Annotated in this window: 17 protein-coding genes and 1 pseudogene; 13 read left to right on the top strand and 5 right to left on the bottom strand. The window is 63.4% G+C overall.

Annotation, left to right across the window (positions count from 1 at the left end; all coding sequences use genetic code 11):
* The first annotated feature begins 151 nt into the window (after positions 1-151).
* Positions 152-508, top strand: a complete 357-nt coding sequence (locus tag VEIS_RS25010; protein WP_011812319.1) for a helix-turn-helix domain-containing protein — start codon at positions 152-154, stop codon at positions 506-508.
* A gap of 176 nt (positions 509-684) precedes the next feature.
* Here the strand turns inward: VEIS_RS25010 and VEIS_RS22460 are convergent, their stop codons facing one another.
* From VEIS_RS22460 to VEIS_RS22450, 3 genes are read right to left on the bottom strand one after another with little or no spacing between them, the layout of a single operon-like run.
* Positions 685-1,665, bottom strand: coding sequence for a Bug family tripartite tricarboxylate transporter substrate binding protein (locus VEIS_RS22460; RefSeq protein ID WP_011812318.1), 981 nt, complete (start codon positions 1,663-1,665; stop codon positions 685-687).
* Between the two features lie 30 nt (positions 1,666-1,695).
* A complete protein-coding gene (locus VEIS_RS22455) occupies positions 1,696-2,961 on the bottom strand; it encodes a DUF1254 domain-containing protein (protein ID WP_011812317.1) in 1,266 nt (421 codons plus the stop codon).
* 20 nt (positions 2,962-2,981) lie between these two features.
* Positions 2,982-4,199 carry a CoA transferase gene (locus VEIS_RS22450; protein ID WP_049773998.1) on the bottom strand — a complete coding sequence of 406 codons (1,218 nt, stop codon included), beginning with the start codon at positions 4,197-4,199 and terminating at the stop codon, positions 2,982-2,984.
* 90 nt (positions 4,200-4,289) lie between these two features.
* On the opposite strand from VEIS_RS22450, the gene VEIS_RS22445 reads away from it, so the two are divergent.
* Positions 4,290-5,246 (top strand): LysR family transcriptional regulator, encoded by a 957-nt coding sequence (locus VEIS_RS22445; RefSeq protein WP_011812315.1) that lies wholly within the window; start codon positions 4,290-4,292, stop codon positions 5,244-5,246.
* A gap of 93 nt (positions 5,247-5,339) precedes the next feature.
* Positions 5,340-5,798 (top strand): helix-turn-helix domain-containing protein, encoded by a 459-nt coding sequence (locus tag VEIS_RS22440; RefSeq protein WP_011812314.1) that lies wholly within the window; start codon positions 5,340-5,342, stop codon positions 5,796-5,798.
* Here VEIS_RS22440 and VEIS_RS22435 read toward each other — a convergent pair.
* Positions 5,785-6,606: a helix-turn-helix transcriptional regulator gene (locus tag VEIS_RS22435; protein WP_011812313.1), complete on the bottom strand. Its 822-nt coding sequence runs from the start codon at positions 6,604-6,606 to the stop codon at positions 5,785-5,787. The two genes, VEIS_RS22440 and VEIS_RS22435, sit on opposite strands and share 14 nt — an antisense overlap.
* Positions 6,607-6,700: 94 nt before the next feature.
* Here VEIS_RS22435 and VEIS_RS22430 point away from each other — a divergent pair, with 94 nt between their 5' ends.
* The 6 genes from VEIS_RS22430 to VEIS_RS29310 all read left to right on the top strand — a co-directional run bounded on the left by VEIS_RS22430 (position 6,701) and on the right by VEIS_RS29310 (position 11,661).
* On the top strand, positions 6,701-8,374 hold the full coding sequence (locus tag VEIS_RS22430) for an FAD-dependent monooxygenase (protein ID WP_011812312.1): 1,674 nt from the start codon (positions 6,701-6,703) through the stop codon (positions 8,372-8,374).
* Positions 8,371-8,586, top strand: a complete 216-nt coding sequence (locus VEIS_RS22425; protein ID WP_041950285.1) for a hypothetical protein — start codon at positions 8,371-8,373, stop codon at positions 8,584-8,586. The genes VEIS_RS22430 and VEIS_RS22425 overlap by 4 nt, the downstream gene beginning before the upstream one ends.
* A gap of 35 nt (positions 8,587-8,621) precedes the next feature.
* Positions 8,622-9,599, top strand: a complete 978-nt coding sequence (locus tag VEIS_RS22420; protein ID WP_011812311.1) for a Bug family tripartite tricarboxylate transporter substrate binding protein — start codon at positions 8,622-8,624, stop codon at positions 9,597-9,599.
* A 7-nt stretch (positions 9,600-9,606) separates the two neighbouring features.
* Positions 9,607-10,164: a VOC family protein gene (locus VEIS_RS22415; protein WP_011812310.1), complete on the top strand. Its 558-nt coding sequence runs from the start codon at positions 9,607-9,609 to the stop codon at positions 10,162-10,164.
* On the top strand, positions 10,161-11,177 hold the full coding sequence (locus VEIS_RS22410; protein WP_011812309.1) for a fumarylacetoacetate hydrolase family protein: 1,017 nt from the start codon (positions 10,161-10,163) through the stop codon (positions 11,175-11,177). Before VEIS_RS22415 ends, VEIS_RS22410 begins: the two co-directional genes overlap by 4 nt.
* A gap of 91 nt (positions 11,178-11,268) precedes the next feature.
* Entirely contained in the window at positions 11,269-11,661 is a 393-nt protein-coding gene (locus tag VEIS_RS29310) for a helix-turn-helix domain-containing protein (RefSeq protein ID WP_157048635.1), read from the top strand.
* Between the two features lie 360 nt (positions 11,662-12,021).
* Here the strand turns inward: VEIS_RS29310 and VEIS_RS29300 are convergent.
* Positions 12,022-12,369, bottom strand: a pseudogene (locus VEIS_RS29300) (chloride channel protein); the annotation flags it as partial.
* A gap of 324 nt (positions 12,370-12,693) precedes the next feature.
* On the opposite strand from VEIS_RS29300, the gene VEIS_RS22395 reads away from it, so the two are divergent.
* From VEIS_RS22395 to VEIS_RS22380, 4 genes are read left to right on the top strand one after another with little or no spacing between them, the layout of a single operon-like run.
* Positions 12,694-13,650, top strand: a complete 957-nt coding sequence (locus VEIS_RS22395) for a tripartite tricarboxylate transporter substrate binding protein (RefSeq protein ID WP_011812306.1) — start codon at positions 12,694-12,696, stop codon at positions 13,648-13,650.
* Entirely contained in the window at positions 13,643-14,020 is a 378-nt protein-coding gene (locus VEIS_RS27190) for a Zn-ribbon domain-containing OB-fold protein (RefSeq protein WP_041950283.1), read from the top strand. The genes VEIS_RS22395 and VEIS_RS27190 overlap by 8 nt, the downstream gene beginning before the upstream one ends.
* Positions 14,017-15,189 (top strand): thiolase, encoded by a 1,173-nt coding sequence (locus VEIS_RS22385; RefSeq protein WP_011812305.1) that lies wholly within the window; start codon positions 14,017-14,019, stop codon positions 15,187-15,189. Before VEIS_RS27190 ends, VEIS_RS22385 begins: the two co-directional genes overlap by 4 nt.
* Before the next feature lie 4 nt (positions 15,190-15,193).
* A complete protein-coding gene (locus VEIS_RS22380; RefSeq protein ID WP_011812304.1) occupies positions 15,194-16,099 on the top strand; it encodes an SDR family NAD(P)-dependent oxidoreductase in 906 nt (301 codons plus the stop codon).
* Positions 16,100-16,108: the final 9 nt, after the last annotated feature.

Here is a 16,108-nt window from a genome sequence, read left to right as displayed (position 1 = left end):
CACCCCTTCAAAAATGTGCGTCTTGACGGATACGGCGCGCCTGTCGATCTCCCTACCGGGAACCTATCGCGCCTCGATGCCGAACTCCTGCATCCGTTTGATGATCACTTCGAAATCTCGTTTGTAGTTCCGGCCGAACTGCTCCTATGTCGTGTTCAGCATCTCGCGGCCGCGGTCGTCCGGCATCGCCGTCCGCACTGTGCAGGGCCGTGGGCATGCACAGTGCGGCTTCATCGAACTCGCCCTCGATCCCCAAGGCGGACGTGCCCGCATCGCGACGCTGACGCCGTCCGGCAGTGCCATACACGATCAGATCCGGGAGGCCGCGATGGAGAGCGAGCGTGCCTTCATGTCGGCCCTCGCGGCGGCGGAGCGCAAGCTTCTTCTGAACCTGCTGCGCCGCTTGCATGAGAGCCTGCCGGCGGTCGAGGCCGCTACCCGCGACCATTTCACCCAGCACCACCCTCACGCATTGCAGCGGCGAGGCCCCAAGGATTCGGAGTCCTGAACGCCTTCACTGCCGATGACCACCTCGCGGCAGATCGAACAGTCTGAGGGCGTTTTCTCCGAGCATCGCCGTACACCCTTGCGTACTCCAATCGGGCGCATCCCGGGAGCAACCAACGCAGGAGGGCTCAACCTCTGCACGTGCAGTCCATAGCTGTACCCAAGGCATCGCGCTCCTCATTCGGCCGTGATGTTCGCGGCCTTGATGATCTGCGCCCACTTGCGCGTCTCGCTGGCAATGAATGCACTGAACTCGGCGGCGCTGCCGCCACGCAGTTGCAGTCCCGCCGCCTCGGCCTTGCGGCGGACATCCGCGTCGGCCACCGCCGCGTTGATCTCCGCATTCAGCCGCTCGACGATGGGGGCCGGCGTTCCGGCCGGCGCGAGCATGCCGTACCAGCCATAGCCCACGACGGAAGGCAGGCCCTGCTCCCTGAAAGTCGGCGCGCTCGGGTATAGCGGCGAGCGCTCTTCTGTGGCCACGCCCAGTACCCGCAGCTTGCCGGCCTGGATGTGGGGAATTGCGGTCGAAATCGCCGTCAAGGTGGCGTCAATCCGCCCGGCCAGGAGCTCGGTGTAGGCCGGCGCATCGCCGCGGTACTGCACCACGATGCCCTTCGTGCCGGATGCGCGCAACAGGAACTCGGCCGTCAGGTGCGGCGCGGAGCCCGCCCCCGGCGATCCGAAGGTCGCGCCCTTCGGGTCGGCCTTCATCTGCTCGATGAACTCTGCGACCGTCTTGTACGGCGCGTTGGCATTGACTACCAGGAACAAGGGCGCGATGGCCGTGCTGGCGATCGAAGCGAAGTTCTTGTGCACGTCGTACGGCAGGCCCTTGTACAGCGCCTCGCCGATGGCAATCGGTGCGGCCGCGTGGAGCAGCGTGTAGCCGTCTGCCGGCGCCTTGGCCACGAAGTCGTTGGCAATGCGCGTGCCGGCACCGGCCTTGTTCTCGATGATGATGCCCTGGCCGAGCCGTCGGCCGAGGAAGTCGCCCAGCACACGCGTCAGGATGTCGTTCGACCCACCTGCACCGTAGGGAGAGACCATGCGGATCGGCCGCGCCGGCCATGCCTGTGCGTGGCTCGACGCGCTCCAGGGAAGTGCCAGACCGGCTGCAGCGGTGGCGAGAAGGTGTCGGCGGTTCATTGTGGTCATGCGTGCGTGTTTCCGTTGATTTTGTGGGTGTCAGATCGGCTGGATCGGCGGGTAGTCGAATCGCAGTTCCAGATGGTCGGCATGCGGTTGATACAGCCGCAGCACGACGTAGAACAGCTCGCCCTTCGGCGCCGGAAGCCAGTTGACGCCCGGCCCCGGGTCGTCGGCCTGCAGCCGCAGGGCCAGGCTGCCATCGGCGTCGTGGTGCAAGCCGGGCGTGCGATCGCCGATCGAATACCGGTGGATGGGGTTGGCCACGAAAAGACAGTCGCTGCGGCGGTACATCGTGAGCGACCAGAAGGCGCCCACCTTCAGTCCCTTGCCCGGCGCAAACCGCAGCTCGTAGCGCCGGGATCCATCGAGCGGCGCGCCGCGCGCGTCCACCTCGGCGGTGGGATACATCGCCTCCTCGACGCCCAGCGCGCCGATGAAGTTGCGCGCGATGCGGGCACGCGTCAGGTAGTCGTCGCTCCAGTGGGTCTTCACCATGACCGGGATCGCCCAGCCACCGCCCAGGTCGTGCGGCTGGTTGCTGGTGCGCAGCCGCTCGTAGACGGCAGGCAGCGACGCCTCAAGCTCGGCCGCGGCAGGAGGCCACGCCTGGCACTCCCCTGCCATCGGCGGATTGCGCCGCAGCGCAGCGCTCGTGATCGACAGGTACAGGTCGGCAGCCGGCGTGCCAGCATCGCGCCCGTCCATCCACGTGTCCACCCGCATCGCCGCGTCGCTGCCATCCAGGCGCACGAGCCGCATCTGGGCTTGTGTCTCGCGCACGCGCGCCGCGTCTTCGCCGTCGTCCTCCACGAGATGGCGCCCGATCAGCCACACGTCATCGCCCGGTGCGGCAATCGTCTGCGTGATGTCCACAGGGACGACGCCACGCCACGCGGGGCCATGCACCAGCGTGCGTTGGGGCCTGTTACCCGTCGTGCGGCGCCCGACGTAGGCGAAGGGATTCGTCCACGCGTCCAGCAGGCCGAGGGTCCAGTAGCGGTCGCCCATCTCGGGCGATTCGATGACGACCGGCCTTTCGGACAGGTCGAGCCAGGCATTGCTGTAGACCGTGTCGTTGTTGGGGCTGACGACCTCTTTGTCTTCCGGGCCGAGGCGACGGTGCGTGTGGGTGAACTGGTTGACCCACCGCATGGCCGACGCTGCATCCGGCGCAGCGAACCCGAGCACGGGGTGTCGGCGCGCGGTGGTCGCTGCGCGCATCCGCATCATCTCGAACAGCGGTAGCGTCTGGATCACGACGGCGTCGCAACCGTGCGCGAGGGGAACGATCTTCGAATTCATGGGGCTCTTCTTTTCCTGGGTCATGCCACCGCGCCAGCGCGGCGAAGTTCGTCGATCTCGTTCGCCGCAAGCCCGAGCTCGGCCAGGAGGCGATCGGTGTCGGCCCCGCACGCGGGTGCGGCGGGCGGCGTGGCACGCGGCGCGTCGCCCAGCCGGTAGGGCAATGCCAGCGACGGATAGCGTTCGCCGTCCGCCCCCAGTGCATCGACCAGTATTCCGCTGGCCTGCACGTCTGCGCTTTGCAGCACCTGCTGGTAGCTGCGGACAAAGCCGACCACGATCTGGTTGCGGCTCAGCAGCGCCACGCATTCTTCGCTGGTGAAGGACGAGAGGCATTCACGCAGCACGATGCGCAACTCACTGCGGTGCTGCACCCGCAGTGCGTTGGTGCAAAAGCGCGGGTCGGTCGCGAGCGGCTCGCGTCCCATCACACGACAGAACCGCGCCCAGTGCTCATCCGCATAGGCAGACAGCACGATGTGCCCGTCGCGCGTGGGCACCACCTCGGCCGCGGGCGCGTTGTTGGGCTGGCCGTCGCCGATGCGCGTCGGCTCGGGCGCGCCGCCCAGGTAGTCGCACCACGTGGTGGCCTGCAGATGCAGCGCCACCTCGAGCAGCGACGCACGCAGCGTCTCGCCGACACCCGTCTGCGCGCGGCCGTAGAGCGCAGCGAGCACCGCCTGGGCACCCAGGTGCGCCGCGGCCGCATCGATGATCGGTACCCCCACCTTCTGCGGGAGGCGGTCCGGCTCGCCCGTGACCGACATCAAGCCACTCTCGGCCTGTGCCGCGATGTCGTAGCCGGGACGCGCGCTCGAAGGCCCCAGGTCCCCGAAGCCCGAGATCGACAGGTAGATGACCTTGGGAAACCGTTCGCGCACCGCGGACGGCCCCAGGCCCAGCGCCTCGACGGCGCCGGGGCGCAGGTTCTGGATCACGACGTCGCTGTTTGCAATCAGCCGCCACGCGATCTCGCGACCCGCGTCGCTCTTCAAGTTGAGCGCGATGGACTGCTTGCCGCGGCTGTAGGCGCGGATCATCGACTCGCCGTAGCGGCCGATGTGCCGGGCCTGGTCGCCCGCAAGCGGTTCGATCTTGATCACCTGTGCGCCCAACTCGGCCAGGACCATGGCAGCGCCGGGCCCCGCGATGTACTGCCCCAAGTCGATCACGCGCACGTTCTTCAGTGGCGCTGCCGGGGCGGATCGGCCGGTTGTCTGTTTGGATTCGAAGTTCATTGGGCGCGACGTTATCGCCTTCTCCGATGATTGAAAATTCGATAATCGTGAGGGAGTGATCACGATTCGCTATACCCCATGGGGCCTGAAATGAACACCAAAACCGACCGCCTCGTCCGAACGCTGCGCCTGAGACACCTTGAGCTGCTCGTGGCGCTGGCCGAGACGCCCACGATGCGCGGTGCGGCGGCGCGGCTGCATCTGAGCCAGCCGGCCATCAGCAAGATGCTCGGCGAGCTCGAAAGCTGCTTCGGGGCCCGGCTGTTCGAACGCAGCCACCAGGGCATCCACGCCAACGCGCTGGGGACGAGCGCCGCGTTTCGCGCACGTGCCGTGCTGCATGAACTGGCCCGCGCCACCGCAGATGTGGACGCCATGCAAAGCGGCATCACGGCGGTGCTGCGCGTCGGCGCACCGTCGGTTACCGCCGCCGTGCCCGCCGCCATCGTCAAGCTGCGGGAACGGCTGCCGGGCGCCGCCGTGCAGTTGCGAGAGGGCCGCGTGCACGAACTCATTCATCGCCTGCTCGAAGGCGAGCTCGACTGCGTCTTCGGCGCCATCACGCCCGAGCTGATCTCCAGCGACCTGATCCCGCTGCTCGAGCCCGTCGTGCTGCTGAAAGACGAGCTGTGCGTGCTCGCCTCCGTGTCGAACCCGGGCGTCAACGCACGCAGGTTGCAGTGGGCCGACCTGCGTGCCGCTCAGTGGGGGCTGCCGCCCAAGGAAACGCTGGTCAGGCAGGCGTTCATGACCGTCTTCCTGAACAGCGGCGTGACGCCGCCCGTGCCGGTCATCGAGGCCATGTCCTCGGTCACGATCGGCACCTTGCTCCGCAAGGACCCTTCGATGCTGTGCGCGGTGCGGCTGGAGCATGCGCTGGACGAAGTCGCCCGCGGCGGCGTGCAGAGGCTCAAGGTCGGGCCCCAGGTCGTCCTGCCGTCGTTCGGCTTGTTCTTTCGGCGCGACGGCATGGCCCGGCCGGCGATCCTCATGGAGTTTGCAAATGCCATTCGAACCGTCAGTGGGGCCATCGCTCCGAAGAGGTGAGCAACGGTGCCGCATTCATGCGCTCCGCCGTTGCAAAGTCTAGTGAACCATAACGTTCAAATAGATAGTAAAATTACCTCCTTTGAGGACACGATGAACTTGACCGAAGCCGAAATCGTGGAACTGCGCCAGCAAGCCAATGGAAGGTCCGTTCGAGCGGATTTGGCGCGTCGTGCGCGTCTGATCTTGCTGCTTGCCGAGGGACTGACCTGGAGCGCCATCAGGGCCAAGCTCGATTGCAATGACAGCTACATTGCTCTCTGGAGCAAGCGCTTCGCCGCTGACCGTTTGGCAGGCTTGTTTTCTCGCCATGCCGGTCGCCAGCGCTACAAGGTCACCGACCGTCTTGAGGCGCGTGTGTTGGCGCGCACGACCAAGCACAAGCCCGCCGATGGCTCCACGCACTGGTCCACGCGCAAGCTCGCTGCCGAACTTGGTGGCAAGCCCATGCGCTACATCCGCAAGTACAACGAGCCACCCAAGTCCGTGCAGTGGAAGTACTTCGACCCAACTCGGAGAATTACTCCTTATTCAATCATTACAGTCCACTAGTATGTGTCCGCTTACGCCGACTGGATCGCGAAATGCTCGCGCCCAATAGCACCAATAACTCCCGATGGCTGCTCACTCCCAGGTGCTGGAACGCTCGATACCTGTAAGTCAACGCCGTTGTAGCGGAAATGCCCATCTCAAGGGCGGTCTCCTTCGTCGTCAGGCCAGAGAGCACGTGGGTGATGAGCTGGCGCTCTCGACCTGACAGCTTTGTCATGAGTTGGTCCTGCAGTGGGTGCTCTGCCATGGGTCGCCGGGTGAGCTCGACGTGGCGCATGACGGCCATCGCGATCACGGTGGAGTGTTGGCTTAGCCAATCTATGTCCTCGACTCCGTAGTCAGGGTACGAAAAGTTGCGGTACAGGTTGAAGGCGACGCGATAGCCATCCGGAAATACAGCCAGAAGCGACAAGCGTTCGCGGATGCCCGTTTCGCCGTAGCAGACACGACGATAGTTTTCATTGGCCACTTCGTTTGCCAGTTGGTGGCCTATCCACAACTGCAGCGCTTTGGAGGGCTTGCGCCGGGCCAGCCAAACCATGTTGGAGTCTTGCTGATCGAAGCCCAGACGCATGTACTCCACGGCGGTGAGTGATGCGACTTCTCCCACCGCGCTGGCGGTAGAAACGCGCTCCACTCGCCCGCTGCTGCGCAGTGCGAAAACAGTGCAATGGCTGACTGGCAACACGGCGCCTATCGCCCGCAATAGCAACCCCGCGAAGTCGTCCGCACCGATAGCCTGCAACAGTCCTACGGTCAATGCAACGGCTGGTTCAGGAGCCTGCCTTTGAAGCGCGGTCAGTTTCATTGCGGGTTTTCATGTCCTGATTTATTAGGACATTCTCGCACTGCCAGGCCAAGACAATACGGTCTGCTAAACGGTGAATTTGAGCAGGACGCAAATGCCACTTGAAAAAATTGGACCCTTCGAATACCGGCGCTTCGAGCCAACCTTGCCAGCGTTTGACAAGGTCGGCCACGAAGCCAAACGTCACCAGGTGCTTGTCGTAGGCGGAGGCCCTGTAGGGCTGGCCACCGCACTCGGCTTGGCGAACTGGGGCATTCGCAGCGTGGTGGTGGAAGCGGACGACTCTGTGTGCGAAGGAAGCCGGGCCGCCTGCATTTCGCGGCGTAGCCTTGAAATACTGGAGCGGCTGGGTGCTGTGTCGCCGTTCCTGCGCAAGGGCTTGCCTTGGACCCGCGGGCGCAGCTTCTACGGCGTGCAGGAGGTGCTGGTTTTCGACATGCCCACCGGCACAGGCGACAAGTACCCCCCAATGATCAATCTGGAGCAATACTACATTGAGCAGTACCTGCTCGACTCCATTGACGATGTCAACGCGCGTTCCCCCGGGATGGTCGAGATTCGCTGGGCAAGCAAAGTGGTGGAGTGCAGCCCAGGCAGCAATGGGGTGGAGCTGCGTGTCGAGAATGCCCTTGGCAACTACCAGACAGAGGCGGATTGGATCGTAGCATGCGACGGCGGTCAGAGCTTTGTCCGTTCCAGCCTCGGTCTCGAACTCAAGGGAATCGGTTACCAGGGGCGCTACGCGATCGTGGACATCGAACTTGCCAGCGACCAGCCTGCAGAGCGCCGTGCATGGTTTGACCCTCCATGGGCCCGTGGAACTACCATTTTGATGCACCGGCAGCCCGACGACATATGGCGTGTTGACTACCAGCTGGCTGCGGGCCTGGACGCTGCGCAAGTGCTTCAGCCAGAGCAGATCAGACAATTCGTGCAAACGCATCTGGACGCGATAGGTGAGGGCCACCTGCCATGGACTCCTGTGTGGACATCGCTCTACCGCGCGGGAGCGATGACGCTGGATGCTTACCGCCACGGCCGCATCCTCTTTGCCGGCAATGCCGCCCACGCCATGCCCATCTTCGGAGTACGAGGGCTCAACTCGGGCTTTGACGATGCGGACAACCTGATATGGAAGCTGGCCACTGTGGTGAAAGGGCTCGGCACGGAGGCTTTGTTGGACAGCTACAGCTCGGAGCGCGTACAGGCTTTTCACATCAATGCCGAGAGCGCTATGCGCAGCACCGAGTTCATGTCACCTCCCCACGGGGGGTTCGAGTTGATGCGCGAGGCATGCCTGTCTCTGGCAGGCCGCCATACCGGGATCGCACGTCTGGCCAACCCTCGCCAGACCCATGCCATTACCTATGCAGCGTCACCGCTCTCTTCCGACGGACGTGGCGGTGCTGGAGACTGGCCGCTGGGCGCGCCCCTGGCGGAGGCGGTGGTGCCGGGTGGCGGGCATCTCACGGACCTGCTGGCACGCAATGCATTCACCTTGCTGGCTTTCGGCCCCTGCCCAGCTATGGATGGTGTGGCCGCTGCAGTGGAGTCCCCGGACTGGCCCTACTTGCCTTGCGTTTGTGTGACGGTGCAAACAGACCCTGCGGCCCTCCCGGTGCCCTTCAACCCTCCAGAGGGGCCGGATGTGGTGTACCTCGTGCGGCCAGACGGGCACCTCTGTGGCCGCTGGGATTCACCCTCTGCAGAAACGGTACTGGCAGCCATTGAAGTGGCCTGCGGCGCCGAGAAAAGGACGCTCACATGAACGACAAAACCACCTACCAGGCCGCCGTGCAAGACCGTATCTACGCCCATTGCAGCAATGCCATCGCTGAAGCTGGGCGAGAACGGGAGTCGCTCTTCCTCGCGCGTTTGGCGCTGCTGCTTTTCGAGCAGGTCAGGGACGAGCAGCAATGCCTTGAAGCCATCGATGCAGCCTTGAATGAGTTGCCCACCCCTTCGCTTTCCGCCGGATGACCGGTTCGTACCGCCCACACGTAAAGGAAAAACCCATGAGTCGCCGTCACTTCGTTCTTCATGCCATTGCCGCCATAGCCCTGGCATCCAGCTCCTTTGCCCAAGCGCAGGGACAGTACCCGGACCAGATCATCAAGTGGGTGGTGCCGTACCCAGCAGGGGGTGGCACTGACAACCTGGCACGCACGCTCGCTGAAAGCATGCGAGTGGGTCTGGGCCAGCAGATCGTAGTGGACAACCGGCCAGGCGCCGCGACCAATATCGGCACCGAACTGGTAGCCCGCGCCAGACCTGACGGATACACCGTGATGTCCGCGGACAACGCGGTGCTCGCGTTCAACGAGCACCTGTTCAAGAAGCTTCCCTTCAGTCCGGAAAAGGATTTTTCCTACATCGGCGCCATCGGCAAGTTCCCTCTGGCACTGGTCGTTCACCCCAGCTTTCCTGCGCAAAACTTCAAGGACTTTCTCGCCTACGTCAAAGCGAATCCTGGCAAGGTGAGCTATGCATCAGTGGGGAACGGCTCGCCGCACCACCTGGCCATGGAGCTGTTCAAGAATCGTACTGGAACGTTCATCACGCACATTCCATACCGTGGGGCAGCTCCTGCCATGCAGGACCTCATGGGTGGGCAAGTGCCAGCGATGTTCCTGGATCTCGCCTCGGGCCTGTCCATCATCAAGAGCGGCAAGGTAAGAACGCTTGCGATCGGATCGCAGGCACGTTCACCGCTGCTGCCTGACGTACCCACTCTTGCTGAAAGCGGGGTGACCAATGCAGAGGTCTTCGCATTCCAGGGCCTTCTCGGGCCGGCGGGCCTGCCAGATCCCGTGGTGGTGCGATTGAATCAGGAACTGAACAAGGCCCTCGCCGACCCCGTAGTGCTCAAGCGCTTCACGGAGTTTGGCTTTGAACCCCTGCGAGGCACACCGGAGGACTTCAAGAAACTGGCTCGATCCGAATCTGCGCGTTGGGGCGAGGTGATTCGGACCAATCAGATATCTCTGGACTGAGCTAGCCATGACCATTGCATCCAACAACCCGCGCCCCGTCAGAGGCCTGCACCATTTCGCCTGGCGCTGCAAAGATGCCGAGGAAACCCGTCAGTTCTACGAAGACCTGCTGGGCATGCCGCTCGTGCATGTGATCCAGAACGACCACGTGCCGAGTACCGGTGAGCATTGCCCCTACGTCCACATTTTTTTCCGCATGCTGGATGGCTCCTTCATCGCATTTTTCGATCTTGGCGACAACACAGCCGCCTTGCCATCGCCAAACACGCCAAGCTGGGTCAACCACATTGCCCTGCGCGTAGCCAGCCGCGACGATCTCCACGCGATGAAGGCCCGAATCGAGAGCCACGGCGTGGATGTGGTGGGTGTCACCGATCATGACGGCTATATCGAATCGATCTACTTCTTCGACCCCAACGGGCTGCGCCTCGAGCTCACGGTCGAAGTGGCGAGCGCCGAGGTTGTGGCGGGGTTCGCTCGGGACGCGCACGAAGCGCTCGCTGGTTGGACGCACCTGAAACGCTCCAACTCCAGTTCAGCTGGGTCGGAGCGGAAGTCATCATGACGATGCCATTTCTGGATTTACGCCTGGCCACGCGCCGCAATGGCTCCCGTGATGGTGAGTTGATGCTGGTCAGTCCCTCAGGGCAGCGATGGCTGTCGGCAGGCCCCACAGTGAAAACCATGCAGGCGCTGCTCGACAACTGGGCTCTGCAGGCCCCCGAGCTGGAGAGCCGCCGCCGGTCGCTGGACGCCAGCGGTTGGAACGAGGGAGAGACATTCGACCCTGATGAATGCATGGCTCCGCTACCTCGGGCCTACCAGTGGGCAGATGCGTCGGTCTACCGCAACCACGCCCGGCTGATCTACCAATGGCGCAACGAACCCATCCCGCCACGCTATGAAGACGAGCCGCTGGTGTACCAGGGTGGTTCAGATGGGATGATCGGTCCGCGCGAACCCATCGTTGCGATCGACGAGGCCCATTTGGTGGATCTGGAGGCGGAGATAGCTGTGATCACCACAGATGTACCTATGGGGGTGACGATCGAGCAAGCAGCCGACCGCATCGCGTTGGTGGTGTTGCTCAATGATGTCTCGCTGCGCGGACTGATTCCTGGCGAACTGGCCAAAGGCTTCGGCTTCTACCAGAGCAAGCCTGCGACGAGCTTCGCACCGGTTGCCGTCACGCCTGGCGCGCTGGGTCCGGCGTGGAAGGACTGCATGCTGGATCTGCCCGTGCGCATCGAACTCAACGGCGAGCGCTTCGGCGAGCCGCATGCCAACAGCGACGTTGTTTTCAACTTTGCGCAGATCATCGCGCATCTGGCCCGTACCCGATGCTTGGTGGCTGGCAGCATCGTTGGCGCGGGCACCATCAGCAATGCGGACCCCGAATCGGGTAGCGCCTGCATTACGGAAGCGCGCGTACGTGAGCAACTCTCCGGCGTACCGCTGGATCGACTCCGCCCCTACCTTCGCCATGGTGACCGTGTGCGGATCTGCGCCATGGGGCCTCACGGAGAGCATGTTTTCGGTGCCATCGACCAGCAGGTGGTGATCCATTCGCCGGGCTGACAACTGCAAATCGCAAGCACGCGGCGCCGACATCACCGCACATGCGAGCCATGTGCGTGACGGGTCGGTGGTCGCATCTACGGAGGTCGCCATGAGTTCTGTTGAATTGAAGACTGGCTTGGCCGGCATGGCGGATGATCCAAGCGCTGGCTGTCGGTGGACTCTGAATGCTCCGGAAATACCGCTGGCGGACGGCTGGCGCAGCCGCACGTTGAGTCCAAGGATTGATGGGGAGATGCCCTTGGATGTGATGACGCAGCAACTACGGCAGTTCTGCGGCGACTTTTCGGTCGTGCCCATGGCGGGGCGGCGTGTGGTGCACGGGGGGATGGCTCCATCCCGTATCGGAGGGCTGGACGCTATCTTCATCGGTCAGGATCTGGAGCGCGTTGCCAGGGACGCGTATTGCATCCGACACGATCCGGGTGACAACTATTTTCTGATTTTCCAGGACCACGGGAAAGCACACATCTGCCAGGCTTGACTGCAATTCCAGATGCAGCCCGGTGACGTGGCGCTGGTCGATTCGACTCGCCCGATGGACTTTGTATTCGGCGGGCATCATTCACAGCAGATCTCGTTGCATCTCCCGCGTGAAGAAATGAGGAGCCGGTTCGGTCCACGTATCGAGAGCGGACTGGGCCTTCTTCGGCAGGATGCCCTCGGCCTGGCCATGCGCGCCATCCTCGCCAAGATGCTGGAGCCTGCCCATCAAGAGAGCTCTCACCTGAAGGAGGCATTCCTGGGGGTGTTGGGCTCTATGTTTTTGCCTGCGCCCCAGCTTTGCCATCCGCCCAAGGCTTGGCGTTCCTGCGTGTGCGGATGATCGCCGCAGCCTGTCGACCGGCGACGTGGCGATGGCCTTGCCGACCATATGCTCGGCGAGCGAGTCATAGAGCGGGCGGCTGATCATGCGGGAGATCAGGCTGGCCAGCAGGGCCCCGGCCATCAGGTTCAGCACCATCGCGTGCCCGTCGACCATCTCCATCACGATGATGAACGCGGTGAGTGGTGCCTGCGTCACCGCGGCCAGAAAGCCGGCCATACCCAGAGCAATCAACGCGGGGCCGAGATCGCTGCTGACCATCTACCCTACGGCATTGCCGATGTCCGCACTCATAGACGGCGAGGGCGCGCAGATGCCGCCCGGCACGCCGCACCAGGCCGTGGGCCAGGTGGCGATGAACTTGAGCACGGAGCGCGTGCCCGTCGATGGTGGTGTTGGGCGATAGCCAGCGCCGCGCGTACTGCACCAGGCCGGCGGCCACCTGCACCGAGGGGCCTTTTCGGCCAATCGACAGACCAGCCGCGAAACCTGCCGCGCTTACAGATTGAGATCGGGAGACTTAAATATATTCCAGAACAAGATTGCACCATGACAATTAATCAATTGCCGGAATGAAACAGGGTGCCAAAAATGTGAGTTCGGATGGCAAGAGCGCATTGCAGTTCACTTCATCCGGCGATCCATTCAATCAATCTTGCCCACATTGGCGTGGGTTCAGAGGCAACAAAGATGAAACTCAAAACCCTCGCGGTCTTCGGCCTGGTGGGCCTGATGGCATTGGCGTCCCAGGCGAGTGACTATCCGAATAAACCAGTAACGCTGGTGGTGGCGTACGCGCCGGGCGGGATGACGGATATCCTCACCCGCCGCATTGCGGCCACGCTGCAATCAAAGCTGGGAAGGCCGTTCATCGTCGAGAACCGGGCGGGGGCTACCGGCCAAATCGCGACGGACTACGTCCGTCGTCAAGCGCCAGATGGCTACACCGTCCTGGTGGGGGCCACTAGCCATGTCATCAATCCTGCGTTGAAGTCGTTGCCCTACGACGCCCGCAAGTCCTTCGCGCCTGTGGCACTTCTGGCTGTAAGCCCCAATTTTCTACTGGTCAACGCGAACAAGGGCATCAAGAACTTTGCCCAGTTTCAGGCGTACGCCAAGACTGGATCATCAATCAGCTACGGAACGGCCGGTACCGGCGGCGCGCCACACATTGTCGGCGAGCTGCTGCGCAAGCAGAGCGGACTGCCGCTGAATCACATTTCCTACCGCGGTGCCGGGCCGGCCATGGCCGACCTGATTGCTGGTCACGTGCCATTCGGCATTTCGGAGTCAGTCACTGCCAATGTCTATCTGGAATCCGGAAAGGTTCTTCCGCTGGCGGTGGCTTCCGCCAAGCGGCTGATACGTTACCCAAATGTCCCGACATTGAACGAGCTGGGTTTTCACAACTTCGATCTATCCACCTGGGTCGGCGTTTATGCGCCAGCGGAGACTCCGCAGCCCATTCTGGAGTTGCTCAATCGCGAGATGCGCGCCGCCATCGACCAGCCCGCCACTCGGGAGTACATCCACTCCACCGGATCCGAGCCTGGCGACCTGGATCTGCCCAAGTACCGGGCTTTCGTCGAAGCGGAGTTCGCCAAATGGAAGTCTGTCGTTACCGAAGCGGGTGTCAAAGATGAGTGAGCCCAGTGCGTCGCCTGAAGCGCGCTTCCATGCCGCGCTGGCCCAAGGGCGCTTCGAAGTTCAATGGTGTAAGGCGTGTGCGCGTGCGTTCTTTTTCCCGCGCACGCACTGCCCACATTGCCACGGTGCCGACCACGAATGGCGCCCGAGCACCGGGGTGGGCACGCTCTATAGCCACTCGGAGATTCCTGCCTCCAGCAAGACGCCTGGACGCAACGTCATCTTGGTCGACATGGACGACGGCTTCCGCATGATGTCCACGCTGCTCGACGCATGCGCCGCGGACCTGCAGATTGGCCTGCGCGTGCAGGCATCTATCGACCGCTTGGAAGACAAGCCACGCGTGGTGTTTCGAAGGATGACGACATGAACCACTGGGACACATCATTGCGAGGCAGCGTCGCCATCACAGGTTGCGCGACCGCGGCCATCGGCGATGCCGGTGGCTTGACAGATCTTGAGGCAACTTCTCTGGCTGTGCACGCTGCGGTCAAGGACGCCGGTTTGCAAATGAGCCAAGTGGACGGCCTCATGAGCGCCAGCCTCTCGTCTTCCATGTGGGTGGTCAAACTGGCGGAGTACCTGGGCATACGGCCCGCATTCTCCGAAAGTACTGGCATCGGCGGCGCCTCGTTCGTGGGGCACTTGTCAATCGCCGCAGCCGCGATTCGGGCCGGCCTGTGCCGCAACGTGGTCATCGCCTATGGCGCCACGCCACGCAGTGGGGGCAGCATCGCCGCGACTTCCCCCGTTCGCGCGCAACTGGACCCCTTTCCGTTCGAGGAACCTTACGCACCGTTCAATCCGCCCACGGGCTACGCACTGGTAGCGCAGCGGCACATGCACCAATACGGCACGACGCGCGAGCAATTGGCCCAGGTGGCACTGGCGGCCCGCTCGTGGGCCGCGCTCAACCCGGAGGCCTATCGCCGCGAGCCGATGGGCCTGGAAGAGGTACTGGGCGCACGCATGATTTCGTCACCGCTGACCGTGCGCGACTGCTGCCTGGTCACCGACGGCGCTGCGGCGGTGGTGGTGCAGGCGTCGGACGTTGCCCAGGATGGGCCGCGCAAGCCGGTCCATGTGCTGGGCACTGCCATGGCGCATTCGCACCGGCAGATCGCCTGCATGGAGGACCTGACCGTAACCGCCGCCCGTATCTCCGGGCCGTTGGCGATGGAGCGGGCGGGTATCACGACGAACGACATCGATGTCGTCCAGCTGTACGACGCTTTCACCATCAACCCCATCCTGTTTCTGGAAGATCTGGGCTTCTGCCAAAAAGGGGAAGGCGGCCCGTTCGTCGCCGATGGCCGTATCGCTCCAGGCGGCGCGTTGCCGGTCAACACCAACGGTGGCGGGCTGTCGTGCGTGCATCCAGGCATGTACAGCCTGTTCGGCATCGTCGAGGCGGTGCGTCAATTGCGCGCGGACTGCGGTGCGCGTCAGGTCGCGGGTGCCGCTACCGCGCTGGTGCAAGGCAACGGCGGCGTTCTGAGCGCGCAGGCCAGCACCGTATTTTCCATTCATCGAGGATAAATTCATGTTGCAAGAAAAAGTGGTTGTCGTGACCGGTGCCGCCAATGGCATCGGACGTGCTGCGGCAATGGCGCTGGCGGCCCAGGGCGCCCGCGTGGTGGTCAACGACCTGAGCGTGAGCCTGGATGGCACGAGTTCCGTGGGCCAGAGCGCGCAGCAGGTGGTGGACGAGATTCGCCAGGCTGGCGGCGAGGCCGTGGCCAATGGTGACTCGGTGTCGGAGTACACCTCGGCGCAACGCATCATCGAGGCCGCCATCGACACTTATGGACGCGTTGATGCGGTGGTGAACAACGCGGGCATCGTACGCGACAAGATGTTCCACCGCCTCACACCCGAGGACTTCGACGCGGTGGTCAAGGTGCATCTCTATGGCACGTTCAACCTGTGCCATGCGTCTGCCGAGCACTTCCGCAGGCAGGGTGGTGGCAGCCTGATAAACATGACGTCCAACTCGGCCGTCATCGGCAACCGGGGACAGGCCAACTACTGCGCGGCCAAGCTAGGCATCGTCGGTCTGTCCAAGGCGATCGCGCTTGACATGGCCGCCTTCAATGTGCGCTCGAACTGCATCGCGCCACTGGCCTGGAGCCGCATGACGGAAACCATTCCTTCCAAGACAGCGGAGCAGGCGCGCCACGTCGAGAAGATCCGCAGCATGGGCCCCGAGACGATCGCACCCCTCATCTGCTACCTGGCGTCCGACGCCTCGGCACACGTTTCGGGCCAGATCTTCGCAATCCGGTTGAACGAGATGTTCCTCATGAGCCAATCGCGCCCGGTGCGCTCGGTCCACCATTCGGGCGGCTGGACGCCTCAGACCATCGCCAGTCACGGCATGGCTGCGCTGCAGGCGTCCTTCATGCCGCTGGACACCTCGGCCCAGGTATTCGCCTGGGATCCGGTCTGAGGCGACATC

The organism is Verminephrobacter eiseniae EF01-2 (assembly GCF_000015565.1).
GTDB classification, from domain to species: domain Bacteria; phylum Pseudomonadota; class Gammaproteobacteria; order Burkholderiales; family Burkholderiaceae_C; genus Acidovorax; species Acidovorax eiseniae.
Note: the sequence above shows the minus strand (reverse complement) of the source record. Positions and strands in the feature narration are given on the sequence as shown.